This is a genomic window from Pseudomonas sp. LBUM1640 (assembly GCF_059716225.1).
This window is the reverse complement of sequence record NZ_CP166816.1, coordinates 1344528-1365281: the sequence shown is the minus strand read 5'-3', so window position 1 is coordinate 1365281 and position 20754 is coordinate 1344528. Positions and strand designations below refer to the sequence as shown.

Sequence of the window (20754 nt, the reverse complement as noted above, 5' to 3'; positions counted from 1 at the left end):
GATACAGACTCCCGGATCTGTCAGGCAGACCGCAGTGATGCAATCGCAGGCAAGCCAGCTCCCACATTGACCTGTGTTGGTTTGAAGATCGTGTGTTGCTCGACAAACTCTGCGCTCAACTCGATCACACGACGGTATTGCAGGTCGACGGTGATCATGTGGTAGCAGTTGTCCAGCAGGATCTTGGTCACCGGGCCGCCCAAGTGGCGTTCCACATAGTCAGCGTTCCAGCGGCTGGTGATGTCGTCCTCAATGGAGTGCAACACCAGCGCCGGCACCTTGACCTCGGGCATGCGTTTCTTGACCACGGCGTTCATGCGGTGCAACTCGCGCACCGTAATGCCCTCCATGGTCAACAAACCGGCCTCGCTGCTCTCCCCTTCCTTCATCTGGCGCTCGACGATGGCCCGCAGGCGCTCGTTCTTGATGCCGTAAGGCGGCTTCTCTTCGAAGCGGCAGATGTGCACGCCGAATGGAATCTTCATCAACAGCGGCGTCAGGAACGCCAGCTTGTTAATGCTCCAGCCGTCGTACTTCAAGGTGGTGGAATACATCAACAGCCCGGCGACTTGGCCTGGGTGCTCGGCGGCCACGTACATCGACATCACCGCGCCCATGGACAAGCCACCGACAAACACCTGCTCGTGGCGTTGCTTGACCTGTGCGAAGGTCTTGCGCACGCCTTCGTACCAGTCCAGCCAGCCGGTGGCCTGCAGGTCACTGTTATCGCCGCAATGGCCGGCCAGGGTGGGCACATACACCGTGCAGTTACCCGCCTTGGCCAGGCCTTTGGCGACCTGACGCAATTCCGTCGGGGTGCCGGTCAGGCCGTGGATCAACAGGATCCCGACCGGACCTTCACCGAGAACGAAGCCGGCATCACCTTCGCCGAGGTCGATCCCCACGTGGCTCACCGCTTAGTCGCTCGCACCAGCAGTTGCTCGAGCAGCTTCAAGCCCAGGTCGATTTCCGGGTAGCTGATTTCCAGCGACGGAGCCAGGGTGATCACGTTTTTGTAGTAGCCGCCCACGTCGAGGATCAAGCCGAGTTTCTGGCCATCCACAACCATGTCGCCCTTCATGCCTTCTTCGACCATGTAGTCCAGGGTCGCCTTGTCCGGGGTGAAACCATCCGGGCCGCAGATTTCGCAGCGCAGCGCCAGGCCCAGGCCGTCGACGTCGCCGATGATCGGGAAACGTTTCTGCAGGTCTTGCAGGCCTTCCAGGAAGTATTTGCCCTTGGCCATGACCATTGCGCCGTAGTCGACTTCGCTGGTCATCTTGAACATTTCCAAACCTACCGCCGTACCCAGTGGGTTGGAGGCGAAGGTGGAGTGGGTCGAACCTGGTGGGAAGATCTTCGGGTTGATCAGTTCCTCACGGGCCCAGATGCCGCCCAGTGGGTTGAGGCCGTTGGTCAGTGCCTTGCCGAAGACGATTACGTCCGGTTGCACGTCGAAGTGTTCGATCGACCATAGCTTGCCAGTACGGTAGAAGCCCATCTGGATTTCGTCCGACACCATCAAGATGCCGTGCTGGTCCAGCACGTGCTTGAGTTCGCGGTAGAAGTTCATCGGTGGGATCACGTAGCCGCCGGTGCCCTGGATTGGCTCGACGTAGAAAGCTGCGTATTCGCACTGGTTGGTTTTCGGGTCCCAGACGCCGTTGTATTCAGTCTCGAACAATCGGGCGAACTGCTGCACGCATTGGCTGCCGTACTCTTCTTTGGTCATGCCTTTTGGGCCACGGAAGTGGTACGGGAACGGGATGAAGTTGGCGCGTTCGCCAAAGTGGCCGTAGCGGCGACGGTAGCGGAAGCTTGACGTAATCGACGAGGCGCCGAGGGTACGGCCGTGGTAGCCGCCTTCGAAAGCAAACATCAGGCTCTTGCCGTTGGAGGCGTTACGCACCACTTTCAACGAGTCTTCGATGGACTGCGAACCGCCGACGTTGAAGTGCACACGACCGTCGAGGCCGAATTTCTTCTTGGCGTCGACCGCGATCATTTCCGACAGCTCGATCTTGCCTTTGTGCAGGTACTGGCTGGCGATTTGCGGCAGGGTGTCGATCTGCTGTTTCAGCGCGTTGTTCAGGCGTGGGTTGGCGTAGCCGAAGTTAACGGCCGAGTACCACATTTGCAGGTCGAGGTAGGCCTGGTCTTCGGTGTCCCACACGTAGGAGCCTTCGCAACGGCTGAAAATACGCGGCGGCTCGATGTAGTGAACGGTGTCGCCGTAAGAGCAGTACTTGGCTTCTTTATCCAGAAGGATCTGGTCTTCGGCGGTGGCGATACGGATATCAGACATGGTGGAAGAGTTCCTGATTGTCAGCAGCAGTAAAGGTGGTGGCGTTGGCGGCGATGCCTTGCGGCAGCTTGGCCAGCAATGCGGGCAGTTCGGCAAAGGTGTCGAAGCGCGCATGAGGAATGTGGTTGGCTTCGCAGTACTTGGCGAGGCTGCCTTTGGCGAAGACGAAGTCTGCGGTGGAGGCCACGCACATGTCGGACTTGCCGTCGCCGATCACCAGCACGCGCTTGTTGCGCGGGGTGGATTTGCACTTGCAGTTGCCGGAAGCGGCGCGGCAGGCATCGCTGGAATACGGGAAGTCGATGCGCCAGCTGTTCTGGTCGACCTGGCGCAAGCGGTTGGCGAGGATCGGCAACAAGGTCACGTAGTTGCGCGACAGGATGCGCGCGATGCCCTGTTCGATGCCGTCGCTGACCACTTCAATGGTCGCGCCAAGGCCCATGACGTGATCGACAAAGTCCGGGAAGTCCGGGTCGATCTCGACGCTGTCAAAGTACGCCAGCAGTTCAGCCGGGGTCGCCTTGATCAGCGCCAGTTGGCGGCTCAGGCATTCGCGTGAACCGATATGCCCATCCAGCCATTCCTGTTCGATGGTTTCCCACTCGGGGCCGGCGAAGCGTTGGAGGACGTTGTCGATGACGTCGGTGGGGGTGATGGTCCCGTCAAAGTCACACACGATATGCCACTGGATCATTGCCTGTCCTTGAGTTGGAGGGCTTGAAGAGGAGCGCGCTGAATGCGCTTGCTACCGGGATATAGCAGGGACTGTGCCAACGGGTTAAAGCCCAGCGGGGCTGGGGCTTTGGTCGATACGCAGGGTGATTTGTGTCGAAGGAGCTACAATTTTTGTAGCTTGCTACAAACAAGATGAGTGCTTGCGCCAGGGATGCGCTTCGCGCGTGAATGCGCGCATGTTCAGATAAGGAATACGCTTCATGTCCAAGGTTACTTCTGCGGTGTTCGCCGGTTTACTCGGGTTGTGGGGCTTCTCCAGCTCGGTATTGGCTGACGGCATTACCGGTGAAGTCGGTGCCGGGGTGAGTTATCAGCCTCACGATCCAACCGGCAGCCGCTACGAAACACAGCCGATTCCCTATTTCGATCTGGACTGGGGCAGTGTCAGCCTGGGCACCGACGATGGCCTGACCTGGAGCGCACTGAATACCAACGGCATTACCGCCGGCCCTTACATCAATTACCTGTCGGGGCGTACGGCCAATGGCTCGCTGCGCGGTTTGCGCGATGTACCGGATATGGCTGAAGTCGGCGGTTTTATTCAATACGCACCGGCCGAGTTCTGGCGTGTGTATGCGCAGGTGGGCCAGGCCGTGGGTGGCGGGCGTGATCGAAGTGGCGTGCTGGGCAAACTCGGCGGCGAGCTGGGCTACCCGCTCGGTGGTGGCATCATCGGCAGCACCGGGCTGATGGCGCACTTTGCCGATGCTCGCCAGACGCAGACGTTTTTTGGTGTCGATGACAAGGAATCTGCGGCTTCGGGTATTCGCGCTTATAACGCCAGTGCGGGGTTTCAGAACCTGACGTTGACGCAGAGTTTCGAGTTCCCGCTGGATGCGCATTGGTCGTTGTTGACCAGCGCGAGTTGGACGCGTTTGGTGGGGTCGGCGGCTAATAGCACTATCGTCAAGCAGACGGGTGATGTGAATCAGGGGCAGGTGCAGACGGCGATCAGCTATAAGTTTGACTGACGTTTTGGGGGGTGGCTGCTAGGTGCATATCCGTTATTTGGGTTGGGGCGGCTATTGGTTCCGCTCTTACAGCGGGTCACTTTTGAAAAGAGCCCAAAAGTAACCAAAAGGCTCTTGCCCCACCACTCGGCACCTCGCCTCCGGCTCGGTGTGCCCTCACGCAGGCTTTGGAGCGGGGGCCGCCGCGATGGGCCATCCTTGGCCCAGCGCGGCTAAACCGGCGTCCTGCCGGTTTACCCCCGCTCCAAAGCCTGCGTTCGGCCAGCGTGGTTTAACGGGGCGCCTAAGATCAAAATCAAGATCAAAATCTACAGCACGGCGGCCTGGTAGCCGACCTGAGTGGTAGAAGCAACAGCAGGGCAAAAGCACGGCAACACAGTATCCATCTGATGGAATGAGATCTAAATGTGGGAGCGGGCTTGCTCGCGAATGCGGTGTGTCAGTCAATTCATCTGTTACTGGCCCACCGCCTTCGCGAGCAAGCCCGCTCCCACATTTTTGAGCTCAGTACACCAGGTAGATGTGTGTACTCGGTCAAGTGTGGGAGCTGGCTTGTCGGACCGCCGAACCGCTGCGATGGCATCACCTGGCTATGCCTGATGTACCGAGGTGTCTGCATCGCAGCGGTTCGGCGGTCCGACAAGCCAGCTCCCACAGAAAAGCAGCTCTGTTTTTGATCTGAGATCGCCCCGTTAATCACGATGGCCGCAGCAACGGCTATGCACTCAGCCCCCCATCACCCCTTCGCTTCACTGATAATCTGCCGAATCGCCCCCACAAACGCCTCAGCCGGCTGCCCCCCACTGACCGCGTACTGGTCGTTAAACACAATCGTAGGCACCGAAGTCACCCCCCGGGAAATCCACAATTGCTCCTGCTCACGCACTTGAGCGGCATACTCATCAGACGCCAAAATCTGCGCAGCACGCTTGATATCCAGCCCCACACTTTCAGCAATAATCGCCAAAGTCGCGTGATCGGATGGGTCCCGACCATCAGTGAAATAAGCCTTGAACAGCGCTTCCTTCAGGTTGTACTGCAACCCCTCCAACCCCGCCCAATGCAACAACCGATGCGCATCAAACGTGTTGTAGATACGACTCTGACCGTCGGTACGGAAAGCAAAGCCCAACGCCGCACCCAAGTCCCGAATACGCGCACGGTTAGCCTGCGATTCCTCAGCAGTGGAGCCGTACTTTTCAGTGATGTGCTCAACAATGTTCTGCCCGATGGCAGGCATATTCGGGTTCAGCTCAAACGGCTGGAAATGAATCTCAGCCTGCACTTCAGCGCCCAGTTGATCCAACGCCTCGGTCAGCCCACGCAGGCCGATAATGCACCAGGGGCAAGACACGTCGCTGACGAAATCGATTTTCAGGGGAGTACTCATGGCAGGCAACCTCGCTGGCATTCTTGTCGGCATTAACGTGCCGTAAAAGGTTGCACGATACACCAACTTCACAACACCTTCGAAGGCTCGCCCAAGTCAATCTGTGCCCAATGCGCGGCATCTTCACGATGGGCTTTCAAATACGGCAGTACGGCCGTCAACAGCGGGGCCTTGAACGCTTCCTGAAAACGATGCGCCATGCCCGGAATCAGTTTCAGCTGGCTGCCCTGAATATGCGCGGCCAAATGCACGCCGTGCATCACCGGCAACAACGGGTCGGCAGTGCCATGCACTACCAGCGTCGGCACGCGCAATTGGTTGAGCAAGGGCACGCGGCTGGGCTCGGCGAGGATCGCCATGATCTGGCGCTTCACGCCGTCCGGGTTGAAGGCGCGGTCATAGGACAGCGCCGCCTGGTGCAGCAAGGCTTGGCGGTCATCTTTCACATAAGGGCTGCCCAGGGCGGCCAACAAATCCGCCTGTTGCTCCAGCGCCACTTCACGATTAGGCGCGCTGCGCCGCGACAGCAACTGCACCAACGCCGCGTTCGGCGCCGGCAGGCCTTCAGCGCCGGAGCTGGTCATTACCAGGGTCAAGCTCTCGACCCGTTGCGGCGCCATGGCCGCCAGGTGTTGGGCGATCATGCCGCCCATGCTCGCGCCCAGCACGTGGAATTGGCGGATCTGCAACGCATCCATCAACCCCAAGGCGTCGTCGGCCATATCGGTCAGCGTATAGGGCGCCGCCACCGGCAGGCCGAGCTTGTAGCGCAGCACTTCAAAGGTCAGGTTGGCGCTGGCCGGGGCTTGTCGCCAAGTGGACAGGCCGACATCACGGTTGTCGTAGCGAATCACCCGAAAGCCCTGTTCGCACAACGCCACCACCACTTCATCCGGCCAGTGGATCAACTGCCCGCCCAGGCCCATCACCAGCAGCAACGCAGGGTCGGACGCACGGCCGATGCTCTGGTAGGCGATGCTCACCTGAGCCAGGTCGACCGTTTGCGTCGGGACATTGACATCACATCGAGAAGCCGCAAAAGACGGCAGGCCGAACAGAAGAGCGGCCAGTAAAAACAACACGCGCATGAAAAACACCGAAACGCAGAACCCCAGTAGAGCGCGAGTCTGATGAAGTTTGTTCAAGCGCGCTGCCACACTTCTGTGACAGTTTGATGAAGAGTGCCCAGCGGTCACGGGCGATGCCTTGTCGACAGGCATCACAACATGAGACAAACTCACGCTACCCAGCTTCTTCACAAATTGTCTTCATGGAGAGCCCGTGCTCGAAATCCGTCACCTCAAAACCTTGCATGCCCTGCGCGAAGCCGACAGCCTGGTCGAAGCCGCCGAGCGCCTGCACCTGACGCAATCGGCGCTGTCCCACCAGTTCAAAGAGCTGGAAGAGCGCCTGGGCATGCAGCTGTTCGTGCGCAAGACCAAGCCGCTACGCTTCACCAGCGCCGGCCTGCGCCTGCTGCAATTGGCCGATGCCACCCTGCCGCTGTTGCGTGGCGCCGAGCGCGATATCGCACGCTTGGCCGGTGGCACCGCCGGGCGTTTGCACATGGCGATCGAGTGCCACAGCTGCTTCCAGTGGCTGATGCCAACCATCGACCAATTTCGCGATGCCTGGCCGGAAGTCGAACTGGACCTGGCCTCAGGTTTCGCTTTCGCCCCACTGCCGGCGCTGGCGCGGGGCGACCTGGACCTGGTAGTGACCTCCGACCCGCTGGAGCTGCCGGGCATTACCTACGTGCCGCTGTTCACCTACGAAGCCATGCTGGCGGTGGCCAACCAGCACGCGTTGGCGAACAAGTCGTACATCGTGCCCGAAGACCTGCTCAGCGAAACCCTGATCACCTACCCGGTCGAGCGCGACCGCCTGGATATCTTCACGCGCTTCCTGGAGCCGGCAGACGTAGAACCCGCCCAGGTGCGCACCTCGGAACTGACGGTGATGATGATGCAACTGGTGGCCAGCGGCCGTGGCGTCTGCGGCATGCCGCATTGGGCACTGCATGAATACAGCTCGCGCGGTTACGTGAAAGCCAAGCGTCTGGGCGAGAAAGGGCTGTTTGCGACGTTGTATGCGGGGATTCGAGCGGACATGTTGGATGCGCCGTACATGCGCGATTTTTTGCTGACGGCCAAGGACACGTCGTTTTCCACGTTGGACGGCGTCAGCGTAGTGCGTTAAGCGCCGCAGGCTAACATGTGGGAGCGGGCTTGCTCGCGAAGGCGGTGTGTCAGTCAACTTGTCTTTAACTGATCCACCGCTTTCGCGAGCAAGCCCGCTCCCACATTAGCCATCACACGTCTCTCAATTCACACCACATGTGGATTTTGTCGAAATAGTCCTCACCCACCCGCACCGCCAGCGGCTCCAGGCCGAACTGGATAAAGCCGCAGCGCTGGTACAACGCAAAGGCGGCGTCGTTGCCGGCGGTCACCGTCAGTTGAATCAACTTGAGCCGTGAGTGGCGGCGCGCCTCGGTGAGCGCCGCCTCCACCAGTTGGCGGCCCAAGCCCCTCTGCTGGTAAGCCTCGTTCACGTACATGCCGAACAAGGTCACCTTGTGGCGCGCCTTTTCACGCGGCTCGAAGGCCAGGCCAACGAGGCCTGCCAATGCGTCACCGTCAAAAGCACCGAGCAGCCGGTCCAGCGGGTTGCCCAGGCGCTTTTGCCACCAAGTCAACGGCATCACGGCGCGCTCCGCCACGCTGGAGGTGAACGCCTGGGGATAGGCGCCATACGCCTCAAGCATCAACGCCCGATAAGCCTCGGCGTCGTTGGCCCCAAGCGTGCGAATGATCATGCGTCGCAGGTCAGCGAAGCGCGATAAAACGGCAGGATCAAATCACGCGTCAATGGCGCCAAGACCAGGCCACCGTCACCGGCCGGGTCGATCCAACGCACTTCTTCGATTTCAGCCGCAGGCCTGACCGGCACATCGATGTTCACTTGAAACAGCTCGGCCGCCACGGTAAACCCAGGCTCGTTGGCGGCAGGCGCCGAAAAGTGGCCCAGGTACACCGCTTCGCTCGGCTCGATGCGCAGGTTCAATTCCTCAAACAGCTCACGGGCCAGGGCTTGCGCGGGTTGCTCGCCGGCGTCGATCTTGCCGCCCGGCTGCATGAAGGCCTGGGTGCCGCGCTTGCGCACCAGCAGGGTTTGGCCGTCGCTGCCGATCAGCAAGGCTGCGGCGATGCGGATAGTAGAGGTCATATCAAAACTGCCTTGTAATGCAAAGACACAAGGATCACAGAAAGCGCCTCAATCTGAAAGCAGGGCCTCATCCGGTTCTTTGATAAACACGCTGTACTTGGCCCCCTCCATCGCTTCAAACGCAATCAACTTGTCCACCAGCGGCAGGTTCAGCACCTTGCCGGCATTGAGCAGCAGCATGCCGTTATCGGCATTGAGGTTGCGCGCCAACACCATGCCCTCGGTGAGTTCGCGGGTGGTCAAGACTTTCACACTCGGGTCACCCAGTGTCACGTCACTGAGGAACGCGGCGCAGGCCTGCACGAAGTCTTCCACCATGTCCGGGTCGTAGAGCTTGCCGGCGTATTTACGGATGTAGAGCAGCGCTTCATCGCTGTTCATATGGCGCTCGAGGATCAAGCCCTTCTGCAATTCGATAAAGTCGACGGCCAGCTTCAATAACCGGGCACCCGAGGGGATCAACTCGCCCTTGAGGTGGTCCGGAAAACCTGTGCCGTCCCAGCGCTCCTGGTGATGGCGGATCAAGCGTGCGGCGTCCTTCATCGGCTCCAGGGTCATCAGCAACGACTCGCTCTGGGTCGGGTAGTCGCGATAGCGCTCGCGGTCCGTGCTGTGCAGCAGGTCCGACGGCGCGGCCATCATGCTGTCGCTCCAGCTCAACTTGCCGATGTTGTAGAGCGCGGCGGCCATGGTCAGGTCGCGGGCGCTGGCTTCGTCCATTGCCTGTGCCTTGCAATACACCCGAATCAGCTCGATCAGTTGGCGGTTGGTTTGCTTGTGCTTGGGCAGCCGCAGGTTGGCGAGCAGTGAAAATACTTCGGTGCCGGTCACATAGCTGCGCTTGAGCTCATCGTAGGCCAGGTCGAGCATGTCAGCGGTTTGCTGCAACTCGCTGGTGCGGGCCACGACGCGTTTTTCCAGGGTGGCGTTGAGCGCCTTCAGTTGGTCGTTCTGCTCGCGGGTCAGCTGCTCAAGCCGCAGCCGTTCGCGCTCGGAGTGCTGGTGCTCCAAAGACTGGCGCAACGTGAGGAGCATTTCCTCATCATTCCAGGGTTTGCTGATGTAGCGGTGAATCTGACCTTCGTTGATTGCCTTGATCATCATGCTCATGTCGGCATAGCCGGTGAGCAGGATGCGCGTGGTGGACGGGTACAGGCGGTGGGTCTCGGCCAGCAGCATCGCACCGTCCATCGCCGGCATGCGCGCGTCGGTCATCACCAGGTCGATGGGCCGGGCCGCCATGATTTCCAGGGCTTGGGCGCCACTGCCGGCCAGCAGCACGTCATAAGGTTGGCCGCGCAGCAGGCGGCGCAGGCTGTTGAGGATCGACTCTTCGTCGTCGACCAGCAAAATCGTAGGGGTGTAGGGGGACGTGGTAGCAGTTTGTTCATCCATGGCGACACCTCCTGGCAATGACACACGATTGCTTCATTGCGGCCCGACGTGAACCATCGCTGTACTTGCTCACGCATTGAGCGCTAGATGAACGCCGGGATAACTGAGGTGATTTGACGCCAACTGGCCGACTTATTCAAGGGAGCCGACTATGCTTGTGGCATGAAGCCGGTGACTGTTCCTGTTTATTGAAGCATTCAAGGTAAGGAAGCCCTATGCGCCAGAAACCGCAGTTGCGCGCCTCTCGGACCCCGTCATGACCCCGCGCTCAGGAAGGGCCAACCGACGCATTCTGATCGTCGATGACACGGCGTCGATTCATGCCGATTTCCGCAAGATCCTGTGCGCCGATGCCAACGGCCAGCCGTCCCTGGACAGCATCGAAGAAACCCTGTTCGGCACCGCCCCGGCCGTGCGCCAGACTTTTATGCTGGATTCCGCCTACCAGGGCCAGGAAGCCCTGGCGTTGGTGAACAAGGCCCTGGCCGACAACGCCCCGTATGCGCTGGTGTTCATCGACATGCGCATGCCGCCGGGTTGGGATGGCCTGGAAACCATCGAACAGCTGTGGAACGTCGACCCACACCTGCAAATCGCCCTCTGCACGGCCTACTCCGACTATTCCTTCGAAGCCATTGAGGCGCGCCTCAAATACGACGACCAGTTGCTGATCCTGAAAAAGCCCTTCGACGACCTGGAAATCCGCCAGATGGCCACTGCCCTGACCTGGAAATGGCAGCTGGCGCAGGACGCTGCACAGAAGTTGATCGGGCTTGAACGCACGGTTGAGGAGCGCGTGCAGGAACTGCTCAAGGTCTCGCATCTGCTGCAATACGACGCCTTGACCGAATTACCCAACAGCACACTGCTGGGGGACCGCCTGACCCAAGCCATTGCCGTGTGCCGGCGCCATGACACGCAGTTGGCCGTGATGTTTATCGGCCTGGACCGCTTCAAGCGCATCAACAATGCCCTGGGCCACCCGGTCGGCGATGAAATGCTCAAGCACGTCAGCCAGAGCCTGGTAGCCACAGTGCGCGAATCGGATTCGGTGTTTCGCTACGGCTCCGACGAGTTTGTGCTGATCCTCAACGACATCAAGCATCCCCAACAAACCCAGTACATTGCCGAAAAACTCCTCGCCGCCGTCAGCACCACACGCTATGTGGCCGGCCACGACCTGAGCGTCACCGCAAGCGTTGGCATCAGTGTTTACCCCGATGACAGCAGCAGCGCCGTGGAGCTGATCAAAAAAGCCGAAACCGCCATGCGCACCGTCAAAGACCACGGCCCCAACGACTTCAGTTTTTTCATCGATGAGATGAACCTGCGCGCTCAGGAACAGCAAAGCCTTGAAAGCGCCATCCGGCTGGCGCTGCAGCGCAATGAATTTATCTTGCACTACCAACCCAAACTGGACTTGAACAGCGGGCAGATCGTCGGCGCTGAAGCACTGATTCGCTGGCACCAGCCCGACCAAGGCTGGATCTACCCGTCAGCGTTCATTCCCGTGGCCGAAGACAGCGGCCTGATCGTGCCGTTGAGCCAATGGGTGTTGCGCCAGGCCTGCGAACAAGCACGCGCCTGGCAGGCTGCAGGGCTGCCGCCGATCTGCATCTCGGTGAACATCTCGGCGATTGATTTTCGTCAGCGTAATTTCGTCGCCAACCTGGCGGCGATCCTTGAGACGACGGGCCTGGCGCCGCGCTTGCTGGAGTTGGAGATCACCGAGAGCGTGCTGATGCAAAACGTCGAGGACACGCTCACCACCCTGCGCGCGATCAAGACCTTGGGCGTGCGCCTGTCCATTGACGATTTCGGCACGGGGTATTCCAGCCTCAGCTACTTGCGCCGCTTTCCGATTGATGTGCTCAAGATCGATCAATCGTTCATTCGTGGCTTGAGCCACAACAGCCCGGATGCGCAACTGATCAGTGCAATCATCAGCCTGGGCAAAAGCCTGGACCTGAACATCGTCGCCGAGGGCGTGGAGACGCTTGAGCAACTGGCATTCCTCAAGGCGCACCAGTGCGAGGAAGGCCAGGGGTTCCTGTTCAGCAAAGCCCTCGCGGCCGATGACTTCGCCCAATTACTGCAAACCGGGCAACACAGCCTGATGCCCGGCCACTGACCTTTTGCCCCCAAGGAGCGAGCCCTTGAGCCGCACCACGCCACGTTCTGTTCGCCTGTTGCCACGGGCGCTGGGCATTGCCGCCGCCCTGGGGTATGGCGCCTGCCTGCCCGCTTTGGCCGCGCCACTGGATGAACCGCTTAAACCGTTGCCACCAGTGCCGACGCTGGATGCGGCAACGGTGGAATTGGGACGCCAGTTGTTCAACGAGACACGGCTGTCCGTCAATAACACCAAATCCTGCGCCAGTTGCCATAACCTGGAAATGGGGGGTGGCGATAACAAGGCATTTTCCCTGGGCTTCGATGGCAAGCCGGTCGGGCTCAACACCCCGACGGTGTTCAATGCCAGCCTCAACTTCAAACAATTCTGGGACGCCCGGGTCGACACGCTGGAGGCACAGGTTGAAGGGGTGGTCACCAGCCCCATGGAAATGGGCAACGATTGGAAGACGGTGGTACAGACCTTATCGGCACTGCCCCACTACCAGGCCACTTTCCAGCAGATCTACCCCGACGGCGTAACGGCAGCCAACGTGCAAAACGCCCTGGCCTCCTATGAACGCACCCTGCTCACGCCCAATTCGCGCTTCGACCAGTACCTGCAAGGCAACACTGACATCCTCACCATCGAGGAGAAATATGGCTACCAGCGGTTCAAGGACTATGGCTGCATCGCCTGCCACCAAGGCGCCAATATCGGCGGCAACATGTACCAGAAGTTCGGCGTAATGGGCGATTACTTCAAGGCCCGTGGCAACCCCACCGAAGCTGACCTGGGCCGCTACCTACTGACCCGGGACGAAGCAGACCGCAACGTATTCAAGGTGCCGAGCCTGCGCAATGTCGCCGTCACCGCCCCGTATTTTCACGATGCCTCGGCCAAGACCCTCGAGGACGCCGTCGACATCATGTTCAAGTTCCAGCTGGGGCGAATTCCCTCACCTGAGGACAAGACGCTGATTATCCAATTTCTCAAGACACTGACCGGCGAATGGGCAGGCAAGCCCTTATGAAAACATCACGCCTCGCCAGCCTGCTTACCCTCAGCGGCATCGCCCTGATAATGGCCTCAGTGCTGGTGTTTTTGTACCTCAAGTCGATCGGCGACCAGTCCACCACCTACACCGAGTCCCGCGACCTGATCCGCCAGATCAAGCAACTCAACTCCCAGTGGGACGTCGAGGTGCTCAAGGCCAGGATCGCCCTCACCCACAACTATGACCCGCTGGTGGCGCCCCTCAAGGAGATGAACCAATTGTGGGCGACTCTGGAACGCCGCGAGGCGCTGCACTACCACGCAAATCCGGTCGATTGGCAGGCCGGGCAGGACGCTTATCGCCAGTCAATCCAGGAAAAGGCGCGGCTGGTGGAGCAGTTCAAGTCGCACAATGCGGTGCTGCGTAACTCCCTGGCCTTTTTGCCCACCGCCGAGGACGACATCCAGGCGCATTTTCTGCGATTGGAAGACGCCGACAAACTGCAACAGCAAAACATCGCCACCGACACCTACGACTTGCTGCTCAGCGCCCTGGAGTTTGCTCAGGTGACGAGCGACGACAAAGCCGCAGACATCCTCGTGGGCCTGAGCAAACTGGCGATCAACAAAGAAAACCTGCCGGCAGAATTCCAGGTGCCGGTGGAGATTCTCAGCAATCACATTGCGCTGATTCTGCGCGAGCAACCCATCGTCAACGACCTGCTTGATCACATCGCCGCAATTCCACTGTCCGATCAGCTGGACGCCCTGACCACCCAACTCAACCAGGACCAGACCGCCGTCGACCTGATTGATCAGAAGTACCACCGTTACCTGTTGATATTTTCCGCGCTGCTGGTGGTGCTGTTGTTATACCTGGCGATTCGCTTGTTGCGCAGCTTTGCCGAGATCAACCGGGTCAACCGCGCCTTGCAAACAGTCAATGAAAGCCTTGAGCAACGTGTCGAGGAGCGCACACGGGAACTCAAAGATGCCCAGAGCGAACTGCTCGACAGCGCCCGCCAGGCAGGCATGGCAGAAATCGCCACCAATGTGCTGCACAACGTCGGCAACGTGCTCAACAGCGTGAATATCTCCGCCGAACTGGTCACGCGCAAGCTACGCACCAGCAAGGCATTGGGGCTGGGCAGAGCTATGCAATTGATCAACGAGCACCCTGACGACTTGGGTACTTACTTGCGCGAAGACGAAAAAGGCAAACTGCTGCCCGGCTACCTCAACCAATTGGTGGACGCCATCGCCCTCGAGCAACAGGGCCTCACCGACGAGCTGGCGCAGTTGAGCAAAAGCGTGGACCACATCAAGGACATCGTCTCCACTCAGCAATCCTACGCCGGCGTGTCCAGCCTGCTGGAACCGGTGCAGATCAGCGCCTTGATGGACGACGCCCTGCGCATGAATTCCGGCGCGTTGAGTCGTCACCATGTGACGGTGGTCAAGGAGTACGCCGAGGTGCCGGAACTGATGGCGGACAAACACCGGCTGTTGTTGATCATGGTCAACCTGATCAGCAACGCCAAGTACGCCATGTCGAACCTCACCGACCGCCCACGGCAGATCACCTTGTCGATCACCACGGTGGAGGACAGCCTCCTGCAGATCAGCGTCAAGGACGAGGGCGAAGGCATCCCGGCCGACAACATGACGCGGATCTTCACCCACGGTTTCACTACGCGTAAGGAAGGCCACGGGTTCGGCCTGCACAGCTGCGCCCTGGCCGCCATCGAAATGAATGGCCGCCTCACCGCCCACAGCGATGGGCCGGGTAAAGGCGCCGTGTTCACGTTGCAAATCCCTCTCAACGATGCAGCAGGCCAAGCATGAACCAAGCCCCCAACCGACGCATCCTGCTGATCGACGACACGCCGTCAATTCACGAAGACTTCCGCAAAATCCTCATGCCGCCCCTGGAGCAGAACCAGGCCCTGGACGCTATGGAAACTGCGCTATTTGGTGCCAGCGACACGCTGCAAAGCCCCGCCTTCGAGCTGGACTCGGCCTACGGCGGCCAAGAGGGGCTGAAATTGCTGGAGGTCGCCATGGCCGAGCAAAAACCCTATGCCCTGGCGTTTGTCGACATGCGCATGCCCCAAGGCTGGGATGGCGCGCAGACCATTGAAGAACTCTGGAAAGTCGACCCGAACCTGCAAGTCGTGGTGTGCACGGCCTACTCGGACTATTCCTGGGAGGCGTTGCTGTTTCGCCTGCACGCCCATGACCGGCTGCTGATCCTGAAAAAGCCATTCGACAACATTGAAGTGCAGCAAATGGCTAATACCCTGGCCGCAAAATGGGACATGGCGCGACGCGCGTTCTTGCAAACCAGCCACCTGGAACACCTGGTGGAACAGCGCACCCAGGCGCTGACCCAGGCCAGCCAAGCCCTGCAGCTGGAGATCGACGAGCGCAAACAACTGGAAAGCCAGCTGGTGCAATCGGAAAAACTCGCCTCCCTGGGCCAACTGGCGGCCGGCGTGGCCCACGAAATCAATAACCCGGTGGGGTTTATTTCCTCCAATCTCGGCACCCTGGGCGGCTACTTCAACCAGTTGCAAGAAATGCTCGATGCCTATCGACAGGCAGAAACCGCACTGGGCGGTGAGCAGTTCGAAGCCTTGCGTCGGCGCCTGGATTTGGACTTTCTCAAGGAAGACATTCCCACACTGCTGCGCGAATCCAAGGAAGGCATTGGCCGCGTGGTGCAGATCGTCAAGGATTTGAAGGACTTCTCCCGGGTGGACAACCACCAGACCTGGCAGTGGGCAAACCTGCAACAGGGCATCGACTCAACCTTGAACGTCGTCGCCAGCGAACTCAAGTACAAGGCCGACGTGATCAAGCACTATGCGCCGTTGCCGGAAATCGAATGCCTGGCGTCGCAGCTCAACCAAGTGGTGATGAACCTGGTGATCAACGCCGCGCAAGCCATGGGGCCGGAGCGCGGCACCATCACCATCAGCAACGGTGTGGAAGGCGAGACTATTTGGTTGGAAGTGGCGGACAACGGCTGCGGGATTGCCCCGGACAGCGTGCAGAAAATCTTCGACCCATTCTTCACCACCAAACCGGTGGGCGAAGGAACGGGGTTGGGCTTGTCACTCTCCTACGGCATCGTCAAAAAACACCATGGCACTATTTCTGTCAGCAGCGAAGTGGGCAAAGGCACCACCTTCAGGGTGGTGCTGCCCATTCGCCAAACGGCGGCGTAGGTTAAAAAGCAACATCATGCGCAGTGTGCAACTCTCTCGACTTCCTTGTAAATCTGGGCACCCTTGGCAATTTCTGCTGTGCGCAGATCATAGGCGGTCTGCAAGTTCAACCAGAACTGCGCAGAGGTTTCCAATGCAACGGCCAAACGTAATGCGACATCCGCGCTGATGCTGCGACGCATCAATACGATGTCATTCACCGTGGGCGCAGAAACATGCAGCGCCCTTGCGAGAGCGGCTGCGGTAAGGCCCAGCGGTTCCAAGTACTCCTCCTTGAGAATTTCTCCAGGGTGTACGGGTCGCATGCCATTCTTAAACATGATTCACCTCAGTGGTAATCCACAATTTCAACGTTTTCCGGACCTGTAGAGCCCCAAATGAAACAAATCCGGAACTGAGCATTGATTCGGATACTGTGCTGCCCGTCTCTATCGCCATACAGCGGCTCGAGCCTGTTCCCGGGTGGTGAGCGCAAGTCTGCGAGATCAACCGCGGCATCAAGCATGCTCAGCTTGCGCTCTACCACTGAAAGGATGGCGGACCAGCGCCGCGTTCGGCCAGTTTCAAAAAGTGATTGGGTGTCGGCGCATTTGAAGCTTCTTATCATCGCTTAATGCTTAACGTTATTCGTTAACGACCAACTCTACATGGGTTTCAGAGATATTCAACTGACAGTTGAAAGCAGGCTGAGGTATGACGACCGGCGGTCAGTGGAGAAATAAAAAAGCCGCCCCAAAATCTGGAGCGGCCTTCGAGGTGAAACGTGAACCCCTCACGCCTCGGCTTTTTTCGGGCTCGACCCAAACGAAGCAAAACGCTTGTTGAACCCGGCAATCCGGCCTTCGGCCTGGGTCTTGCGCTGTTGGCCGGTGTAGACCGGGTGCGAGGCGCTGGACACGTCCAGCGGGATGTACGGGTAAGTGTTGCCGTCGCTGTGTTTTTGGGTGCGGTCGCTGTCGGCGGTGGAGCCGATCAGGAAGAACACGTCGGCGGCGGTGTCGTGGAACAGCACGGTGCGGTAGTCGGGATGGATACCAGCTTTCATAAAGCCTCCGGGGCGTCTGGGTGCATTTGATGCGTTATACAGTAACGCAAAATCATGCGCCAAAACGAGAACCGATTGCAATAAGAATAGACCGCGCGCTTCTATGCGGCTTCCTGGAAGTCCATTTCCGGCGGCTGCTGCGAAAAGCCGCGCGTGAGAAAACCCAGGTAAACCAGGCCGATTGCCAACCACGCCACGCCCAGGTAAATCGCCAGGTGATCGAGGCTGACCATCAGCCACACATCCGCCAGCAGGCCAATGGCCGGGAACAGCAGGAACAGGATCAACTCACGCACACCGCGTTCTTTGGCACCGATCCAGTAGTGAAAGATCACCGACAGGTTCACCAGGCTGAACGCCAGGAATGCGCCGAAGTTGATGAACGAGGTAGAGGTGGTCACGTCCAGCTTCAACGCCAGCAACGCCACGACTGCACACAACAGGATGCTGTTGACCGGCGTGCCGAAGCGCGTGTGCAACGTGCCGAAGAACGACTTGGGCAACACGCCGTCACGCCCCATCGCGAACAACAGGCGCGAACCACTGGCCTGGGCCGACAGCCCCGAGGCGAACTGGCCGACGATCAGGCCGATCAGGAAGATCGACACAAACAAGTCACCGCCGATATTGCGCGCGATTTCATAGGCCGCCGAATCCACATCGGCAAACTCGAAGGACGGGTGGGCGATCTGCACAAAGTACGACACGCCGACGAAGATCAGCCCGCCGATCAAGGTGATCAGCATGATCGCCCGCGGAATGGTGCGGCGCGGGTCACGGGTTTCTTCAGTCAGCGTGCTGACCGCGTCAAAGCCCAGGAACGAATAGCAGGCGATGGCCGCGCCGCTCATGATCAGCGGCATTTGCATCTGGCCGTTGAAGAATGGCGTGATCGTCCACAGCGGCTTGCTCGCGTCGCCCCCGATGTAATGGATGCACAGCGCCACAAACGCGATCAGCACCAGGAACTGCACCAGCATCAGCAGTGCGTTAATACCGTTGGCCAGTTTCAGACCGATGATATTGATCGCCGTGGTGATCCCGATAAACGCCAGTACCCAGATCCACTGCGGCACCGCAGGGAATGCCGAATGCAGGTACGCAGCGCCGATCAGCCAGATGGCCATGGGCAAGAACAGGTAATCGAGCAACACCGCCCAACCGGCGATAAAACCCAGCTTGGGGCTGATGGCCTTGCGCACGTAGCTGTAGGCGGAACCGGCCACCGGAAAGGCCGACGCCATGCGCCCGTAACTCATGGCGGTAAAGAACATCGCCACCAAGGCGGCCAGGTAAGCGGCCGGGACCATGCCGGCGGTGGATTGCGCGAGGATGCCGAAGGTGCCGAGCACAATGATCGGCGTCATATAGGCGATGCCAAACAGCACCACCGACCCTAACGACAGGGTGCGTTGCAAACGAGCCATGAGCGATTCTCCGCTGATTTATTAGATTTATGGCAGAACTGAAGTCGGTGCAGCACGAGCACTATTTTTATGATGGATGCAGCTTGTGTGGTGAGGGAGCTTGCTCCCTCACCACAAGGGGCCATTCTTAAGCGTTGGGGATCAGCAGTTCGCGTGTCCCGTCAGTGCGCTCAATCACCTCACCCGGCAATTTCAAGCGCTGGTCGTCCAGGTAGCGGTAGTCCTTGCGAGCCGCCCCCAATTGGTCGAGATCCAGCTCGACGGTAAATTGCCCTTCCTCGCGCCCGGCTTCGAACAGCAAGCTGCCAATTGGGTCGACCAAGGCGCTGCCGCCGGCAAACAACAGCCCGCCATCGCCCTCTTCCACCCGGTTGACCATCAGCGCAAACGCTTGGTTTTCCTGGGCGCGGGCCATGATCGCGGTGCGGTGCGTGGGGCCGTAAGGGTCCATGTTGCCGTTGGTGACGATCAGCAGTTCGGCGCCCAGTTGCGCCAGGGCGCGGGCGGTTTCCGGGAACTCGATGTCGTAGCAGATCAACAGGCCAACGCGCACGCCGTTCCACAAGCAGGTGGCATAGCGATCACCCGGCGTGAACACGCCGCGATCCGAGGCCCACAGGTGGGTCTTGCGATAACGCAGGGCGATGCCTTCGGGGGTAATCAGCAAAGTGGTGTTATAGAATTGGCCGTCGTCGTGCTCGGCCATGCCAATCACCACGGCGATATTGCGCGCGCGGGCCGCCTCGATAACCGCCTGTACGGTGGGGCCGTCTACCGGCTCGGCGATGTCGGCGACGGTCTCGGCTGAAGGGAAGCCCATCAGGTGGGTTTCCGGGAATATGATCAATTGTGTGTCGGCGGCGCACGCAGCAATTGCCGCCAAGGCGCGCTCAAGGTTGTAAGCTGTGCCGTTATCACGACCTGCCAACTGGGCAAATTCGACCTTCATGGGAAGTCCTGTTGTTTTATCTGTGGCGCAGTATGCGCAGCCGCACCCGCCGGGGAAATCACGCCGCCGGGGTAACCCTATGGGGGTAGACGAATGACGGTCTCGCTGCAAGACATCGCCTGGCACCGTTCGGTGGGGCAAATGATAGACGCCCTCGACCAGGCCAACTTCTGGACCCAGCTGGTGCGGCTGCTGGACCCGTATGTGCCGTTCGACAGCTGGGTGGTGTTGCTGTTCAGCAGCGCGCACCGCCCGCTGGTGTTCGCCGAATGCCCAGGCGCCGACGGCGCGCCAGACCACTTGTTCCAGGACTACCTCAACGGCCTGTACCTGCTCGACCCCTTCTACATCGCCAGCCGCGAGCACTCACGCACCGGGCTGTTTCGCCTGGCCGACGTCGCGCCGGAGCACTTCGAACTCACCGAGTACTATCAGCGCTACTTCCGCCTGAACGTGGTGGCGGATGAAATCCAATTTAATTGCCAACTGCCGGATGGGCGTACCCTGTGTCTGTCCCTGGGCTCGAAACAGCGTTTTGACCCGCAGCAGATCGCCCTGCTGTCGCTGATTCAGCCTTGGGTGCTGAGCCTGCTGCGCCAGCGCCTGCCCTATGAGCTCAATCAGGTCAGCGCCCCGCAGCCGCCGATTCAGAATGATGGCTGGGGCGCGCAACTCACCGCCCGCGAGCTGGATGTAGGCCGCTTGATGCTCAGCGGTTGCTCCAGCAAGGAAATCGCTCGTAAGCTGGAAATCTCTGTTGAAACCGTGAAAGTCCATAAAAAACACATGTACAGCAAGCTAGGGATCAAATCCCAGTCGGAGCTGTTCTCGATCTTTCTACAGGCGCAAAACGCCTGATCGAGCCCTGTGGGCGCCAGCTTTTGTGGCGAGGGAGCTTGCTCCCGCTGGAGTGCGAAGCGCTCCCAAACCAGTCGCAACCATGCACCTGATGCATCGAGAGCGCCTGGTT

Annotated in this window: 20 protein-coding genes; 7 read left to right on the top strand and 13 right to left on the bottom strand. The window is 59.6% G+C overall.

Annotated features, from left to right (window positions below; genetic code table 11):
* Positions 1 to 20: 20 nt before the first annotated feature.
* Genes ACA065_RS05960 through ACA065_RS05950 form a run of 3 tightly spaced genes read right to left on the bottom strand, consistent with a single transcriptional unit; the run spans position 21 to position 2999 of the window.
* Entirely contained in the window at positions 21 to 914 is an 894-nt protein-coding gene (locus tag ACA065_RS05960) for an alpha/beta hydrolase (protein ID WP_497693713.1), read from the bottom strand.
* Positions 911 to 2305 (bottom strand): aspartate aminotransferase family protein, encoded by a 1395-nt coding sequence (locus tag ACA065_RS05955; RefSeq protein WP_110624423.1) that lies wholly within the window; start codon positions 2303 to 2305, stop codon positions 911 to 913. Before ACA065_RS05955 ends, ACA065_RS05960 begins: the two co-directional genes overlap by 4 nt.
* Entirely contained in the window at positions 2298 to 2999 is a 702-nt protein-coding gene (locus tag ACA065_RS05950; RefSeq protein ID WP_497693712.1) for an MtnX-like HAD-IB family phosphatase, read from the bottom strand. The genes ACA065_RS05955 and ACA065_RS05950 overlap by 8 nt, the downstream gene beginning before the upstream one ends.
* A gap of 241 nt (positions 3000 to 3240) precedes the next feature.
* Between ACA065_RS05950 and ACA065_RS05945 the strand changes: the two genes are divergently transcribed.
* A complete protein-coding gene (locus ACA065_RS05945) occupies positions 3241 to 4011 on the top strand; it encodes a MipA/OmpV family protein (protein ID WP_497693711.1) in 771 nt (256 codons plus the stop codon).
* Between the two features lie 736 nt (positions 4012 to 4747).
* Here the strand turns inward: ACA065_RS05945 and ACA065_RS05940 are convergent.
* Complete coding sequence (locus ACA065_RS05940) at positions 4748 to 5401, bottom strand: DsbA family oxidoreductase (protein WP_497693710.1); 654 nt, start codon at positions 5399 to 5401, stop codon at positions 4748 to 4750.
* Between the two features lie 68 nt (positions 5402 to 5469).
* The gene (locus ACA065_RS05935) at positions 5470 to 6489 is read right to left on the bottom strand and encodes an alpha/beta fold hydrolase (RefSeq protein ID WP_497693709.1); all 1020 of its coding nucleotides are present in this window, start codon (positions 6487 to 6489) and stop codon (positions 5470 to 5472) included.
* A gap of 193 nt (positions 6490 to 6682) precedes the next feature.
* On the opposite strand from ACA065_RS05935, the gene metR reads away from it, so the two are divergent.
* On the top strand, positions 6683 to 7600 hold the full coding sequence (gene metR, locus ACA065_RS05930) for a transcriptional regulator MetR (protein ID WP_497693708.1): 918 nt from the start codon (positions 6683 to 6685) through the stop codon (positions 7598 to 7600).
* Between the two features lie 112 nt (positions 7601 to 7712).
* Here the strand turns inward: metR and ACA065_RS05925 are convergent, their stop codons facing one another.
* The 3 genes from ACA065_RS05925 to nosR are packed head-to-tail and all read right to left on the bottom strand — an operon-like array spanning position 7713 to position 10024.
* Positions 7713 to 8219, bottom strand: a complete 507-nt coding sequence (locus tag ACA065_RS05925; RefSeq protein WP_497693707.1) for a GNAT family N-acetyltransferase — start codon at positions 8217 to 8219, stop codon at positions 7713 to 7715.
* Positions 8216 to 8629: an NUDIX hydrolase gene (locus ACA065_RS05920; RefSeq protein ID WP_497693706.1), complete on the bottom strand. Its 414-nt coding sequence runs from the start codon at positions 8627 to 8629 to the stop codon at positions 8216 to 8218. Before ACA065_RS05920 ends, ACA065_RS05925 begins: the two co-directional genes overlap by 4 nt.
* A 48-nt stretch (positions 8630 to 8677) precedes the next feature.
* Positions 8678 to 10024: a response regulator c-di-GMP phosphodiesterase, NosR family gene (nosR, locus tag ACA065_RS05915; RefSeq protein ID WP_497693705.1), complete on the bottom strand. Its 1347-nt coding sequence runs from the start codon at positions 10022 to 10024 to the stop codon at positions 8678 to 8680.
* Between the two features lie 256 nt (positions 10025 to 10280).
* Here nosR and ACA065_RS05910 point away from each other — a divergent pair, with 256 nt between their 5' ends.
* From ACA065_RS05910 to ACA065_RS05895, 4 genes are read left to right on the top strand one after another with little or no spacing between them, the layout of a single operon-like run.
* Entirely contained in the window at positions 10281 to 12155 is a 1875-nt protein-coding gene (locus ACA065_RS05910; protein WP_497693704.1) for a putative bifunctional diguanylate cyclase/phosphodiesterase, read from the top strand.
* 58 nt (positions 12156 to 12213) lie between these two features.
* Positions 12214 to 13170, top strand: coding sequence for a cytochrome-c peroxidase (locus ACA065_RS05905; RefSeq protein ID WP_497695308.1), 957 nt, complete (start codon positions 12214 to 12216; stop codon positions 13168 to 13170).
* Positions 13167 to 14978 (top strand): DAHL domain-containing sensor histidine kinase, encoded by a 1812-nt coding sequence (locus tag ACA065_RS05900; protein ID WP_497693703.1) that lies wholly within the window; start codon positions 13167 to 13169, stop codon positions 14976 to 14978. Before ACA065_RS05905 ends, ACA065_RS05900 begins: the two co-directional genes overlap by 4 nt.
* Entirely contained in the window at positions 14975 to 16363 is a 1389-nt protein-coding gene (locus tag ACA065_RS05895; RefSeq protein ID WP_497693702.1) for an ATP-binding protein, read from the top strand. The genes ACA065_RS05900 and ACA065_RS05895 overlap by 4 nt, the downstream gene beginning before the upstream one ends.
* A gap of 14 nt (positions 16364 to 16377) precedes the next feature.
* On the opposite strand, the gene ACA065_RS05890 is transcribed toward ACA065_RS05895, so the two are convergent.
* The 5 genes from ACA065_RS05890 to ACA065_RS05870 all read right to left on the bottom strand — a co-directional run bounded on the left by ACA065_RS05890 (position 16378) and on the right by ACA065_RS05870 (position 19784).
* Positions 16378 to 16683: a HigA family addiction module antitoxin gene (locus ACA065_RS05890; protein WP_017844583.1), complete on the bottom strand. Its 306-nt coding sequence runs from the start codon at positions 16681 to 16683 to the stop codon at positions 16378 to 16380.
* Positions 16684 to 16691: 8 nt separating this feature from the next.
* Positions 16692 to 16970 (bottom strand): type II toxin-antitoxin system RelE/ParE family toxin, encoded by a 279-nt coding sequence (locus ACA065_RS05885; protein WP_497693701.1) that lies wholly within the window; start codon positions 16968 to 16970, stop codon positions 16692 to 16694.
* Between the two features lie 165 nt (positions 16971 to 17135).
* A complete protein-coding gene (locus ACA065_RS05880; RefSeq protein ID WP_448652760.1) occupies positions 17136 to 17408 on the bottom strand; it encodes a type B 50S ribosomal protein L31 in 273 nt (90 codons plus the stop codon).
* Positions 17409 to 17509: 101 nt separating this feature from the next.
* Positions 17510 to 18835 (bottom strand): APC family permease, encoded by a 1326-nt coding sequence (locus ACA065_RS05875; protein WP_497693700.1) that lies wholly within the window; start codon positions 18833 to 18835, stop codon positions 17510 to 17512.
* 127 nt (positions 18836 to 18962) lie between these two features.
* Complete coding sequence (locus ACA065_RS05870) at positions 18963 to 19784, bottom strand: carbon-nitrogen hydrolase family protein (protein ID WP_497693699.1); 822 nt, start codon at positions 19782 to 19784, stop codon at positions 18963 to 18965.
* 93 nt (positions 19785 to 19877) lie between these two features.
* Between ACA065_RS05870 and ACA065_RS05865 the strand changes: the two genes are divergently transcribed.
* Entirely contained in the window at positions 19878 to 20642 is a 765-nt protein-coding gene (locus ACA065_RS05865; protein ID WP_497693698.1) for a helix-turn-helix transcriptional regulator, read from the top strand.
* Positions 20643 to 20754 lie beyond the last annotated feature (112 nt).

Coding starts and splice junctions, on each gene's coding strand:
- ACA065_RS05900 (WP_497693703.1), top strand. CDS start 13,167: ATGAAAACATCACGCCTCGCCAGCCTGCTTACCCTCAGCGGCATCGCC.
- ACA065_RS05875 (WP_497693700.1), bottom strand. CDS start 18,835: ATGGCTCGTTTGCAACGCACCCTGTCGTTAGGGTCGGTGGTGCTGTTT.
- ACA065_RS05920 (WP_497693706.1), bottom strand. CDS start 8,629: ATGACCTCTACTATCCGCATCGCCGCAGCCTTGCTGATCGGCAGCGAC.
- ACA065_RS05955 (WP_110624423.1), bottom strand. CDS start 2,305: ATGTCTGATATCCGTATCGCCACCGCCGAAGACCAGATCCTTCTGGAT.
- ACA065_RS05925 (WP_497693707.1), bottom strand. CDS start 8,219: ATGATCATTCGCACGCTTGGGGCCAACGACGCCGAGGCTTATCGGGCG.
- ACA065_RS05945 (WP_497693711.1), top strand. CDS start 3,241: ATGTCCAAGGTTACTTCTGCGGTGTTCGCCGGTTTACTCGGGTTGTGG.
- ACA065_RS05865 (WP_497693698.1), top strand. CDS start 19,878: ATGACGGTCTCGCTGCAAGACATCGCCTGGCACCGTTCGGTGGGGCAA.
- ACA065_RS05950 (WP_497693712.1), bottom strand. CDS start 2,999: ATGATCCAGTGGCATATCGTGTGTGACTTTGACGGGACCATCACCCCC.
- ACA065_RS05895 (WP_497693702.1), top strand. CDS start 14,975: ATGAACCAAGCCCCCAACCGACGCATCCTGCTGATCGACGACACGCCG.
- ACA065_RS05910 (WP_497693704.1), top strand. CDS start 10,281: ATGACCCCGCGCTCAGGAAGGGCCAACCGACGCATTCTGATCGTCGAT.
- ACA065_RS05935 (WP_497693709.1), bottom strand. CDS start 6,489: ATGCGCGTGTTGTTTTTACTGGCCGCTCTTCTGTTCGGCCTGCCGTCT.
- ACA065_RS05885 (WP_497693701.1), bottom strand. CDS start 16,970: ATGATAAGAAGCTTCAAATGCGCCGACACCCAATCACTTTTTGAAACT.
- nosR (WP_497693705.1), bottom strand. CDS start 10,024: ATGGATGAACAAACTGCTACCACGTCCCCCTACACCCCTACGATTTTG.
- ACA065_RS05940 (WP_497693710.1), bottom strand. CDS start 5,401: ATGAGTACTCCCCTGAAAATCGATTTCGTCAGCGACGTGTCTTGCCCC.
- ACA065_RS05890 (WP_017844583.1), bottom strand. CDS start 16,683: ATGTTTAAGAATGGCATGCGACCCGTACACCCTGGAGAAATTCTCAAG.
- ACA065_RS05870 (WP_497693699.1), bottom strand. CDS start 19,784: ATGAAGGTCGAATTTGCCCAGTTGGCAGGTCGTGATAACGGCACAGCT.
- ACA065_RS05880 (WP_448652760.1), bottom strand. CDS start 17,408: ATGAAAGCTGGTATCCATCCCGACTACCGCACCGTGCTGTTCCACGAC.